The sequence below is a fragment of the Kitasatospora sp. MBT63 genome, assembly GCF_000710465.2.
In the GTDB taxonomy this organism is placed as follows: domain Bacteria; phylum Actinomycetota; class Actinomycetes; order Streptomycetales; family Streptomycetaceae; genus Kitasatospora.
In genome coordinates, this window is record NZ_JAIZ01000190.1 from 20,079 (window position 1) to 32,224 (window position 12,146).

Sequence of the window (12,146 nt, forward strand, 5' to 3'; positions counted from 1 at the left end):
GCGGGCACCGGTCGACCGGCGGGCCCCGGCGGCGAGAAGTGGATCAGGCCACGGAGTGTCCTCGCCAATCGGTAGGGTGATTGCCATGGCTGACCCGTCCACCTACCGTCCGGCACCCGGCGCGATCCCGGTCTCACCGGGGGTGTACAAGTTCCGCGACGCGCACGGGCGGGTCATCTACGTCGGCAAGGCGAAGAGCCTGCGGCCGCGGCTGTCCTCCTACTTCCAGGACATCGCGAATCTCCACCCGCGCACCGCGACCATGGTCACCACCGCGGCCTCGGTGGAGTGGACGGTGGTCGGCACCGAGGTCGAGGCGCTCCAGCTGGAGTACTCCTGGATCAAGGAGTTCGACCCGCGCTTCAACGTCAAGTACCGCGACGACAAGAGCTATCCGGAGCTCGCGGTCACGCTGAACGAGGAGTTCCCGCGGGTCCAGGTGATGCGCGGGGCGCACAAGAAGGGCGTGCGCTACTTCGGTCCGTACGGCCACGCCTGGGCGATCCGCGAGACGGTCGACCTGCTGCTGCGGGTCTTCCCCGTCCGCACCTGCTCCAACGGCGTCTTCAAGCGCGCCCAGCAGGTCGGCCGCCCCTGCCTGCTGGGCTACATCGGCAAGTGCGCGGCGCCCTGCGTCGGCAAGGTCTCGGCCGACGAACACCTGGCGCTGGCCGAGGAGTTCTGCGAGTTCATGGCCGGGCGCACCGGTGGCTTCCTGCGCCGCCTGGAGCAGCAGATGCAGCAGGCGGCCGAGGAGATGGAGTACGAGCGGGCGGCCCGGCTGCGCGACGACATCGGGGCGCTGCGGCGCGCGATGGAGAAGAACGCGGTGGTCCTCGCCGACGGCACCGACGCCGACCTGCTGGCACTGGCCGAGGACGAGCTGGAGGCGGCCGTCCAGATCTTCCACGTCCGCGGCGGCCGGGTCCGCGGCCAGCGCGGCTGGGTCACCGACAAGGTCGAGGACGTCGACACCGCGGCCCTGGTCGAGCACGCCCTCCAGCAGCTGTACGGCGCCGGTACCGAGCCGGTGCCGCGAGAGGTGCTGGTGCCGGAGCTGCCGGAGCCGGCCGGGCCGGTCCGCGAGTGGCTGTGCGGACTGCGCGGCGGGCAGGTGGACCTGCGGGTGCCGCAGCGCGGTGACAAGAAGGACCTGATGGCCACCGTCGGCCGCAACGCCCAGCAGGCGCTCGCGCTGCACAAGACCAAGCGCGCGGGCGACCTCACCACCCGTAGCCGGGCGCTGCAGGAGATCGCGGACGCGCTGGAGCTGGACTCCGTCCCGCTGCGGATCGAGTGCTTCGACATCTCGCACCTGCAGGGCGAGGACGTGGTGGCCTCGATGGTGGTCTTCGAGGACGGGCTGGCCCGCAAGAGCGAGTACCGGCGCTTCCAGATCAAGGGCTTCGCCGGGCAGGACGACGTCCGCTCGATGCACGAGGTGATCACCCGCCGGTTCCGCCGCTACCTCCAGGAGCGCGAGCAGACCGGCGAGTGGGCGGTCCCCGAGCAGGACGAGGACGAGAGCCCGCTCGGGACCGACGCCGACATCCCCGCCGACACGGACACCCCCGCCGGCACCGACACCGATGCCGCCGATGCCGACGCGGCCGCCGGCCCGCTCGGGGAGAACGGCCGCCCGCGCCGGTTCGCCTACCCGCCGCAGCTGCTGGTGGTCGACGGCGGCCGGCCGCAGGTCGCCGCCGCGCGGCGGGCGCTGGACGAGCTGGGCATCGACGACGTCGCACTGTGCGGCCTGGCCAAGCGCCTGGAGGAGGTCTGGCTGCCCGGCGAGGAGGACCCGGTGGTGCTGCCGCGCAGCAGCGAGGGCCTCTACCTGCTGCAGCGGGTGCGTGACGAGGCGCACCGCTTCGCCATCCGCTACCAGCGCACGAAGCGCTCCAAGCGGCTCACGGCGGGGGAGCTGGACTCCGTCCCGGGGCTCGGCGAGACTCGCCGCCAGGCCCTGCTCAAGCACTTCGGTTCGCTGAAGCGGCTGCGCGCGGCCACCGTGGACGAACTGTGCGAGGTCCCGGGCATCGGCCGTCGCACGGCGGAGACTGTTGCGGCAGCGTTGTCCTCCCGTACACCCGCCACATTCGCGGTGAACACCGCCACGGGCGAGATCATTGACGACAGTGTTGAGTCTGACCGCGCGGGCCGGGGACCGGCCGGCGCACCCCAGGAGACGCCATGACGGCCGACGTCGCCCGTCAACACCGTGTCCGGGACCTGCCCCGACGGGGTGAGCCCGGGAAGCCGGACGGCCTCGGGCGCGTTCTCCACAGCAGAACCATCGAGAGCGGGGATCCGAAGTGACTGTGTCGAGTACGGGCGAGACCGGACCGGAGCTGGTGATCATCTCCGGCATGTCCGGAGCCGGCCGTAGCACCGCCGCGAAGTGCCTGGAGGACCTGGGCTGGTTCGTGGTGGACAACCTGCCGCCGGCCCTGATCCCGACCATGGTCGACCTCGGCGCGCGCTCCCAGGGCGCGGTGCCCAGGATCGGCGCGGTGGTCGACGTCCGGGGCCGGACCTTCTTCGACGACCTGCTGACCTCCTTGGAGGAGCTGGAGAAGCGCGGGGTGCGGCTGCGGGTGGTGTTCCTGGAGTCCTCCGACGAGGCGCTGGTCCGCCGCTTCGAGTCGGTCCGCCGCCCGCACCCGCTGCAGGCCGACGGCCGGATCGTGGACGGCATCGAGCGCGAGCGCGACCTGCTGCGCGAGCTGCGCGGCGAGGCCGACCTGGTGATCGACACCTCCAACCTCAACGTGCACCAGCTGCGCGCCAAGCTGGACGCCCAGTTCGCCGACCACGACGAGCCCGAGCTGCGGGCCACCGTGATGTCCTTCGGCTTCAAGTACGGCCTGCCGGTCGACGCCGACCTGGTGGTGGACTGCCGGTTCCTGCCCAACCCGCACTGGGTCCCCGAGCTGCGGGCCCGCACCGGCACCGACCCGGACGTCGCCGAGTACGTGTTCAAGCAGCCCGGTGCGCAGGAGTTCCTGGACGGCTACACCGATCTGCTGCGGGTCATCACGGAGGGCTATCGCCGCGAGGGGAAGCGCTACATGACTCTTGCCGTAGGCTGCACCGGTGGCAAGCACCGCAGTGTCGCCATGTCGGAGCGGCTGACCAAGCGTCTGATCGCGGACGGTGTGGAGACGGTGCTCGTCCACCGCGACATGGGCAGGGAGTGACCGGCCGGGAGTGACAGCAGCGCCCCGTCCGTCGCTCACAGGAGCATGAGACAGGAACATGGGGTCGGTGTGACGGGATACTCGCCAGCGCGGCAGCTCCAGCACAGGCCTTCCGAGCGGGCCCAGGCGACCGGGCCCGCCCAGGCCGGGCAGAAGCCCCGCCCGGGCGCGCCCAGGATCACCGCCCTCGGCGGCGGCCAGGGCCTGTCGGCCTCGCTGTCCGCGCTGCGCCGGCTGACCAACGAGCTGACCGCCGTGGTCACCGTCGCCGACGACGGCGGCTCCAGCGGCCGGCTCCGCAGCGAGCTGGGCGTGCTGCCCCCGGGCGACCTGCGCAAGGCCCTGGCCGCGCTGTGCGGCGACGACGACTGGGGCCGTACCTGGTCCGAGGTGATCCAGCAGCGGTTCACCGGCAACGGCGGCCTCGGCGGCCACGCGGTCGGCAACCTGCTGATCGTCGCGCTGTGGGAGAAGCTCGGCGACCCGGTCGAGGCACTGAACTGGGTCGGCCGGCTGTTGAACGTCCAGGGCCGGGTGCTGCCGATGTCGGCGGTCCCGCTGGACATCGAGGCCCAGGTGCGCGGCCACGACCCGGCCCGCCCGGCCGAGGTCTCGGCCGTCCGCGGCCAGGCCAGCGTCGCCGTCACCCCCGGCACGGTGCTCTCGGTGCGGCTGCTCCCGGACGAGCCGCCGGCTGTGCCGGAGGCCGTCTCGGCGGTGCTGGAGGCGGACTGGGTGGTGCTCGGCCCCGGATCCTGGTTCACCAGCGTGCTGCCGCACCTGCTGGTGCCCGAGCTCGCCAAGGCGCTGATCGGCACCCGGGCCCGCCGGCTGCTCACCCTCAACCTCGCCCCCCAGCCGGGCGAGACCGAGGGCTTCACACCGCAGCGCCACCTCGACGTGATAGCCGACCACGCCCCCGACCTCGCCGTCGACGCCATCCTGGTGGACGAGCGCGCGGTCACCGGAGGGGCGTTCGGCCTGGCCGACCTGGCCGGGCTGGAGAAGGCCGCCGAACGGATGGGCGCCGCACTGGTGCTCGACCGGGTGGCCCGGGCGGACGGGTCGCCGCGACACGACCCGGAGCTCTTGGCGGCTGCGTACGACCGGATTTTCCGGACACATGGAAGGATCGGCCCATGGCGATGACGGCAGCGGTCAAGGATGAAATCAGCCGGCTCCCCGTCACCCGGGCCTGCTGCCGCAAGGCGGAGGTCTCGGCGATCCTGCGGTTCGCGGGCGGCTTGCACATTGTGAGCGGCCGCATCGTGATCGAGGCGGAGCTGGACACCGGCATTGCGGCGCGGCGGCTGCGCAAGGACCTGCTGGAGATCTTCGGGCACTCCTCGGATCTGGTGGTGATGGCCCCCGGTGGGCTGCGCCGCGGCAGCCGGTACGTGGTGCGGGTGGTCAAGGACGGCGAACTGCTGGCCCGGCAGACCGGGCTGGTGGACGGCAGGGGAAGGCCCATCCGCGGGCTGCCCCCGGCGGTGGTCTCGGGTGCGACCTGCGACGCGGAGGCCGCCTGGCGCGGGGCGTTCCTGGCGCACGGCTCGCTCACCGAGCCCGGCAGGTCCTCCTCCCTGGAGATCACCTGCCCCGGTTCGGAGGCGGCGCTGGCCCTGGTCGGCGCGGCCCGCCGGCTCGGCATCCCGGCCAAGGCGCGTGAGGTCCGCGGGGTGGACCGGGTGGTGATCCGGGACGGCGACGCGATCGGCGCCCTGCTCACCAGGCTCGGCGCGCACGAGTCGGTGCTGGCCTGGGAGGAGCGCCGGATGCGGCGCGAGGTCCGGGCCACCGCCAACCGGCTGGCCAACTTCGACGACGCCAACCTGCGCCGCTCGGCCCGCGCGGCCGTCGCGGCCGGCGCCCGGGTGCAGCGTGCGCTGGAGATCCTCGGCGAGGAGGTGCCCGAGCACCTGGCCGCCGCGGGGCAGCTGCGGATGCAGCACAAGCAGGCCTCGCTGGAGGAGCTGGGCGCGCTCGCCGAGCCGCCGCTCACCAAGGACGCGGTGGCCGGCCGGATCCGCCGGCTGCTGGCGATGGCGGACAAGCGCGCGGCCGAGCTGGGACTGCCCAACACCGAGGCCAATCTGACCGAGGAGATGGCCCTCAGCTGAACCGATCTTCATAGCACACGCGCCGCGAGGGCACCGGAGGGACCCCGGTGCCCTCCGTGCTGCCCGGGCGCCCCTTGGTGCCGTCTCACGCCGGAGAGGCGATGTGCCCAGGGCAGCGCCGGGAGGGTAGGGTCGTTCCTGGTCGGGGACTTCCCATTTCCACTTCGCCGGCAGTGTCCGGCGTACCTTAGAGGAGATCGGTTCGTGACGATCCGGGTAGGCATCAACGGATTCGGCCGCATCGGCCGCAACTTCTTCCGTGCGGTCAAGGCTCAGGGCGCGGACATCGAGATCGTCGGTGTCAACGACCTGACCGACACCAAGACCCTGGCGCACCTGCTGAAGTACGACTCCATCCTGGGCACCCTGCAGTCCGAGGTCTCGCACACCGCGGACAGCATCACCGTGGACGGCAAGACCTTCAAGGTCATCGCCGAGCGCGACCCGGCCAACCTCCCCTGGGGCGAGCTGGGGGTCGACGTCGTCATCGAGTCCACCGGCATCTTCACCAAGGCCGACCAGGCCAAGAAGCACGTGACCGCCGGTGCGAAGAAGGTCATCATCTCGGCGCCCGCCACCGACGAGGACGTCACCATCGTGATGGGCGTCAACGACGAGAAGTACGACGCCGCGAAGCACACCGTCATCTCCAACGCCTCCTGCACCACCAACTGCGTGGCGCCGCTGGCGAAGGTGCTGAACGAGAACTTCGGCATCGTCAAGGGTCTGATGACCACCGTGCACGCCTTCACCAACGACCAGGTCACGCTGGACTTCCCGCACAAGGACCTGCGTCGCGCCCGTGCCGCGTCGCTGAACATCATCCCGACCTCCACCGGTGCCGCCAAGGCCACCGCGCTGGTCCTGCCGGAGCTGAAGGGCAAGCTGGACGGCACCTCGCTGCGCGTCCCGGTCCCGACCGGCTCGATCACCGACCTGGTCGTCACGCTGGAGCGCGAGGTCACCGTCGAGGAGGTCAACGCGGCCTTCCAGAAGGCGTCCGAGGGCTCCCTCAAGGGCATCCTGCAGTACACCGAGGACCCGATCGTCTCCTCCGACATCGTGAACTCGCCGTTCTCCACGATCTTCGACTCCCTGATGACCATGGTCCAGGGCAACCAGGTCAAGGTCTTCGGCTGGTACGACAACGAGTGGGGCTACTCCAACCGCCTCGTCAACCTGACCACCCTCGTCGGCGGCCAGCTCTGACCCGCGGCAGCCGCGTGATGTGAGAGGCAGGGCCCGGTCGGCGAACTCGCCCCCGGGCCCTGCCTCTGCACCGCCGCCCAGGTACTGTTCGCGCCCGGGCGGCCCGTTTCGCCGAGCTCCCTCACCGCTGCTCCGGCGGCCCGTCGCCGTGCCGCTGCCTCATGCACCACTTCTCCCCGGGAGACCGAAGACCGTGAAGACCATCGAAGACCTTGAGGTCGCCGGCCGGCGGGTGTTCGTCCGCGCCGACCTGAACGTGCCGCTGTCCAACGGCACGATCACCGACGACGGCCGGATCCGCGCCGTCGCCCCGACCATCGCCAAGCTGCTGCAGGCCGGCGCGAAGGTCGTGGTCGCCTCCCACCTGGGCCGTCCCAAGGGCGAGCCCGAGCCGCAGTTCTCCCTCGCGCCGGTGGCTGTCCGCCTCGGCGAGATCCTCGGTACCCCCGTGTCCTTCGCGACCGACACCGTGGGCGAGAGCGCGAAGGCCACCGTCGCCGCCCTGGCCGACGGCGAGGTCACGCTGCTCGAGAACCTGCGCTTCAACGCGGGGGAGACCAGCAAGGACGACGCCGAGCGCGGCGCCTTCGCCGACCAGCTGGCGGCGCTGGCCGACCTGTACGTCGGTGACGGCTTCGGCGCGGTGCACCGCAAGCACGCCTCGGTCTACGACCTGCCGGCCCGCCTGCCGCACGCCGTGGGCGACCTGATCGCCACCGAGGTGGGCGTGCTCAAGCGCCTCACCGAGGAGGTGGAGCGCCCGTACGTGGTGGTGCTCGGCGGATCCAAGGTCTCCGACAAGGTCGGCGTGATCGACAACCTGCTGGGCAAGGCCGACCGGATCCTGATCGGCGGCGGCATGGCGTACACCTTCCTCGCGGCCCTCGGCCACGAGGTCGGCATCTCGCTGCTGCAGAAGGACCAGATCCCGACCGTCCTGGAGTACCTGGAGCGGGCGAAGGCCAACGGCGTCGAGTTCGTGCTGCCGGTCGACGTCTCGGTCTCCGCGAGCTTCCCCGACCTGAAGACCTTCGCCCCGGTCGAGGACTTCGAGGTGGTCGACGCGGACAGGATCCCCGCGGACAAGGAGGGCCTGGACATCGGCCCGCGGACCCGGGAGCTGTTCGCCGCCAAGCTGGCCGACGCGAAGACCGTGTTCTGGAACGGCCCGGTCGGCGTCTTCGAGCACCCGGCCTTCGCCGAGGGCACCAAGGCGGTCGCGCAGGCGCTGCTGGACAGCGAGGCGTTCACCGTCGTCGGCGGTGGCGACTCCGCCGCTGCCGTCCGCATCCTGGGCTTCGACGAGACGGAGTTCGGGCACATCTCGACCGGCGGTGGCGCAAGCCTCGAGTACCTGGAGGGCAAGACCCTCCCCGGTCTCGCCGCCCTGGAAGGCTGATCGCATGAGCACGCGTCTCCCGCTGATGGCGGGCAACTGGAAGATGAACCTCAACCATCTCGAGGCCATCCAGCACACCCAGAAGCTGGCGTTCGCGCTGGCCGACAAGGACTACGAGGCCGTCGAGGTCGCGGTCCTGGTCCCGTTCACCGACCTGCGCTCGGTGCAGACCCTGGTCGACGGCGACAAGCTGAAGGTCAAGTACGGTTCGCAGGACATCTCCGCGCACGACTCCGGTGCCTACACCGGTGAGATCTCCGGCCCGATGCTGTCGAAGCTGAAGTGCACCTTCGCGGCGATCGGCCACTCGGAGCGCCGCCAGTACCACGGCGAGAACGAGGAGATCGTCAACGCCAAGGTGAAGGCCGCCTACCGCAACGGCATCACGCCGATCCTGTGCGTGGGCGAGCCGCTGGAGATCCGCAAGGCGGGCACCCACGTCGAGTACACCCTGGCCCAGCTGGACGGTGCGCTGGACGGGGTCCCGGCCTCGGACGCCGAGTCCGTCGTGGTCGCGTACGAGCCGGTGTGGGCGATCGGCACCGGCGAGGTGGCGACCCCGGAGGACGCGCAGGAGGTCTGCGCGGCGATCCGGGCCAGGCTCGCCGAGCTGTACTCCGCCGAGCTGGCCGACAAGGTCCGGGTGCTGTACGGCGGTTCGGTGAAGTCCTCCAGCGCGGCCGGCCTGATGGCCAAGCCCGACGTGGACGGCGCCCTGATCGGCGGTGCCTCGCTGGACGCCGACGAGTTCGTCAAGATCGTGCGGTACCGTGACCAGGCAGTAGGCTAACGCCGCCGCAGCAACGTAGGCTTTGGGGCCGGACCGCTTCCACGCGGCCCGGCCCCTTCGCCGAAGATACGAGAGAGTTGGTCCCGTCGTGGTTCTCGGGTTCTCGATTGCCCTGATCATCCTGAGTCTGCTGATGATCCTCCTGGTGCTGCTGCACAAGGGGAAGGGCGGCGGCCTGTCCGACATGTTCGGCGGTGGCGCGATGTCGACCGGCGGCGGATCCGCCGTGGCCGAGCGCAACCTGGACCGGATCACCATCCTGGTGGGCGCGGCCTGGTTCGTGTGCATCGTGGTGCTCGGCCTGGTGCTCAAGTACAAGAACTGAACCGGCTTCCCCGCGGATCTGACGAGCTGTCGCCGCGCCGCCTATCCTGGTAGGGCCCGGCGGTGGAGGCGGTGGTGGCAGATCCTTAACTCCCGCTTACACTAGGACGACTTCGCCACCGTCCGCAGGCCGCGGCCGGGCGGCAGTGGGTCCCGGCCGCAGTCCGGGCCGGATCCAGGGCATCGGTCGAGGTCGCATCGCATCAGCACGCAGGGAGTCAGACCGTGGCAAGTGGCAACGCCATCCGAGGCAGCAGAGTCGGCGCCGGCCCGATGGGCGAGGCGGAGCGCGGCGAGTCCGCCCCGCGCAACCGGATCTCCTTCTGGTGCGCCAACCGGCACGAGACGCGGCCCAGCTTCGCCGCGGAGGCGGCCATCCCGGACACCTGGGACTGCCCGCGCTGCGGCTTCCCGGCCGGCCAGGACGAGGACAACCCGCCGGCTCCGGCCCGCAACGAGCCGTACAAGACCCACCTCGCCTACGTCCGCGAGCGTCGTACCGACGCCGACGGCGAGGCGATCCTCGCCGAGGCGCTGGCCAAGCTCCGCGGCGAGATCTGAACACACGTCACCTTCGCGAAGAGGGGTCGGGCCCGGTGGCCCGGCCCCTCTTCGCGTTCCCGCCTCCCCTGATCGGTGTCCTCCCGGGCCCCGCCGTGTCGGTTTGACGGCGGGGCCCCTCTTCCACCACCATTCCACTAACTACTTAGTGGAATGGTGGTGGAAGTGCTCGACTATCGGATCGACCGTCGCAGCGGCGTGGCCACCTACCTCCAGATCGTCCAGCAGACCGAGCACGCCCTGCGGCTCGGCCTGCTCCGGCCCGGCGACCGCCTGCCGACCGCCAAGGAGGTGGTGGCCGCCACCGCGGTCAACCCCAACACGGTGCTCAAGGCGTACCGGGAGCTGGAACGGCGCGGCCTGGTCGCACCCAGGCCCGGCCTCGGCACCTTCGTCCTGCGGTCGCTGGCCCACCAGGAGGCGGCCGCCGACTCGCCGCTGCGCGCCGAGCTGGCCGACTGGGCCTCCCGCGCCCGGTCCGCCGGGCTGGGACGGGACGACGTCGAGGCGCTGGTCGCGTCAGTGGTCGACGAGGAGTACCAGGCCCGCCCGCAGGGCGGGGCCCAAGCACAGGAGGGGAACCAATGAACGCTCTGTACCCCGACGGGTCCGCGGAGGGCGGGCCGACGGCGGTGGAGGTCAGCGGCCTCGGCCGCCGCTACCACCGCGGCTGGGCGCTGAAGAACTGCTCCTTCCGGATCCCGGCCGGGCGGATCTGCGCCCTGGTCGGACCGAACGGTGCCGGCAAGACCACGCTGATGTCGCTGGTCGCCCAGCTGCTCGCCCCCACCGAGGGCAGCGTCCGGGTGTTCGGCCACCCGCTCGGCGACCTCGCCGTCCGCGGCCGGATCGGCTTCGTCGCCCAGGACAAGCCGCTGTACCCCGGCTTCACCGTGGCGGAGACGCTGCGCCTGGGCCGGGAGCTGAACCGCAGCTGGGACCAGGCCAAGGCCGAGTCCGTGGTGGCCCAGGGCAAGGTGCCGCTGACCGCCCGGATCGGCACCCTCTCCGGCGGCCAGCGCACCCGGGTCTCGATGGCGCTCGCCCTCGGCGCCATGCCCGACCTGCTGATCCTCGACGAGCCGATGTCCGACCTGGACCCGCTCGCCAGGCACCAGCTGATGGGCCTGCTGATGTCGGAGGCCGCCGAGCGCGGCATCACCGTGCTGATGTCCTCGCACGTGATCGCCGAGCTGGAGGACTCCTGCGACTACCTGGTGCTGCTCTCCGAGGGCGGCGTCCTGCTGGCCGGTGACATCGAGGAGATCCTCGCCGCCCACCAGTTGCTGGTCGGCGACGACGGCGCCGAGGCCCCCGCCCCCGACCGGGTGGTCGAGCTCAACCGCACCGGCCGCCAGATCACCGCCCTGGTCCGGACGGACGGCCGTGCGCCGGCCGGCTGGGAGGTCAACCACCCCACCCTGGAGGAAGTCCTGCTCGCCCACCTGCGTTCCGGCGCGGTGCCCGCGCTGCTCACCGCCGAGGCCCGGCCCGCCGATCGGACGGTGGCGGCATGAGCAGCACCCTCGCACCGACCCGTGCCGCCGCCCGCCCCTCGCGCCTCGCGCCGCGCGGCATCTGGTGGCTGATGTGGCGTCAGCAGCGCCTCTCGGTCCTGCTCTGGCTGATCGCGGTGGTGGCCGCGGCGGTGGTCGTCCCGTTCCTGCGCGCGGCCATGGTGGACTACATCGACAGCCACCACATCGCGGGCTGCGCGATGATCACCTTGGACCCGGCCTGCCAGGGCGACGGGATCCAGCAGGCCGTCAACGGCTTCCGGACCAAGTACACCCCGTTCCTGCAGGCCATGGGGCTGCTGCTGACGGCCCTGCCGGCCGGGCTCGGCCTGTTCGCCGCCGGCCCGCTGTTCTCCAGGGAGTACGAGAGCGGTACCTGGCGGCTGGTGCTCGGCCAGAGCGTGACCCGCACCCAGTGGCTGCGCGCCAAGCTCGCCTCGGTCGCGGTGCCGGCGCTGCTCGGCTCCGCCGCGCTGATGGGCCTCTACCGGTGGATGTGGGCGCCCTCGGCGAACTTCGTCTCCGGGGTGGGCTGGTCCGGGACCTTCTTCGGCTCCGGCGGGCCCGTGCTGATGGCCACCGTGCTGCTCGCCCTCGCGGTCGGGGCCACGGTCGGGGCGCTGGTGCGCCGGGTGGTCCCGGCGATGGGGGCCACCTTCGGCGTGGTGCTGGTGCTCCAGTACCTGATCTCCGAGGTCCGGCCGTACCTGGTGCCGAGTCAGGTCCGGATGGTCCCCCGCTCCGAACTGCCCAACGATGTCTGGGGATTCGGCCAGGGGTTCATGACCTCGGGCGGCAAGCGGCTGCCGTACGACCTGTGCGACAGCTCCGCCGACTACGCCGACTGCCTGGCCAAGGCGGGCAACGCCCGCGAGTTCAGCGACGTCCACGTCGCGGCGGACTACTGGCCGCTGCAGGGCGTGGAGTCGGCGCTCTGCCTGGTGCTGGCCGCCGCCCTGGTGGGCTTCCTGTACTGGCGGACCCGCACGGCGGACTGACCCGGCGCGCAGAACGGCAGAAGGCGGG

The 12,146-nt window shown here is 71.6% G+C and carries 12 protein-coding genes; all 12 read left to right on the forward strand.

The features are described 5' to 3' along the window. Positions 1 to 85 precede the first annotated feature (85 nt). A complete protein-coding gene (gene uvrC, locus AA75_RS13190) occupies positions 86 to 2,197 on the forward strand; it encodes an excinuclease ABC subunit UvrC (protein WP_051812260.1) in 2,112 nt (703 codons plus the stop codon). A gap of 118 nt (positions 2,198 to 2,315) precedes the next feature. After that, positions 2,316 to 3,200: an RNase adapter RapZ gene (rapZ, locus tag AA75_RS13195; protein ID WP_033820145.1), complete on the forward strand. Its 885-nt coding sequence runs from the start codon at positions 2,316 to 2,318 to the stop codon at positions 3,198 to 3,200. A gap of 45 nt (positions 3,201 to 3,245) precedes the next feature. Then, positions 3,246 to 4,349, forward strand: coding sequence for a uridine diphosphate-N-acetylglucosamine-binding protein YvcK (gene yvcK, locus AA75_RS13200; RefSeq protein WP_051812263.1), 1,104 nt, complete (start codon positions 3,246 to 3,248; stop codon positions 4,347 to 4,349). Continuing rightward, positions 4,340 to 5,320, forward strand: a complete 981-nt coding sequence (whiA, locus tag AA75_RS13205) for a DNA-binding protein WhiA (protein WP_033820147.1) — start codon at positions 4,340 to 4,342, stop codon at positions 5,318 to 5,320. Before yvcK ends, whiA begins: the two co-directional genes overlap by 10 nt. 204 nt (positions 5,321 to 5,524) lie before the next feature. Beyond that, positions 5,525 to 6,529 (forward strand): type I glyceraldehyde-3-phosphate dehydrogenase, encoded by a 1,005-nt coding sequence (gene gap, locus AA75_RS13210; protein WP_033820148.1) that lies wholly within the window; start codon positions 5,525 to 5,527, stop codon positions 6,527 to 6,529. 193 nt (positions 6,530 to 6,722) lie between these two features. Beyond that, a complete protein-coding gene (gene pgk, locus AA75_RS13215; RefSeq protein ID WP_033820149.1) occupies positions 6,723 to 7,928 on the forward strand; it encodes a phosphoglycerate kinase in 1,206 nt (401 codons plus the stop codon). Between the two features lie 4 nt (positions 7,929 to 7,932). Continuing rightward, the gene (gene tpiA / locus AA75_RS13220) at positions 7,933 to 8,718 is read left to right on the forward strand and encodes a triose-phosphate isomerase (RefSeq protein WP_033820150.1); all 786 of its coding nucleotides are present in this window, start codon (positions 7,933 to 7,935) and stop codon (positions 8,716 to 8,718) included. Positions 8,719 to 8,806: 88 nt separating this feature from the next. Further along, positions 8,807 to 9,043 carry a preprotein translocase subunit SecG gene (gene secG / locus AA75_RS13225; protein ID WP_033820151.1) on the forward strand — a complete coding sequence of 79 codons (237 nt, stop codon included), beginning with the start codon at positions 8,807 to 8,809 and terminating at the stop codon, positions 9,041 to 9,043. 224 nt (positions 9,044 to 9,267) lie between these two features. Beyond that, positions 9,268 to 9,603 (forward strand): RNA polymerase-binding protein RbpA, encoded by a 336-nt coding sequence (locus AA75_RS13230; protein WP_082526474.1) that lies wholly within the window; start codon positions 9,268 to 9,270, stop codon positions 9,601 to 9,603. Positions 9,604 to 9,768: 165 nt separating this feature from the next. Continuing rightward, the gene (locus AA75_RS13235) at positions 9,769 to 10,191 is read left to right on the forward strand and encodes a GntR family transcriptional regulator (RefSeq protein WP_051812270.1); all 423 of its coding nucleotides are present in this window, start codon (positions 9,769 to 9,771) and stop codon (positions 10,189 to 10,191) included. Then, entirely contained in the window at positions 10,188 to 11,120 is a 933-nt protein-coding gene (locus tag AA75_RS13240) for an ABC transporter ATP-binding protein (RefSeq protein WP_033820153.1), read from the forward strand. The genes AA75_RS13235 and AA75_RS13240 overlap by 4 nt, the downstream gene beginning before the upstream one ends. Further along, a complete protein-coding gene (locus tag AA75_RS13245) occupies positions 11,117 to 12,118 on the forward strand; it encodes an ABC transporter permease (RefSeq protein ID WP_051812265.1) in 1,002 nt (333 codons plus the stop codon). Before AA75_RS13240 ends, AA75_RS13245 begins: the two co-directional genes overlap by 4 nt. The last annotated feature ends 28 nt before the right edge of the window (positions 12,119 to 12,146 follow it).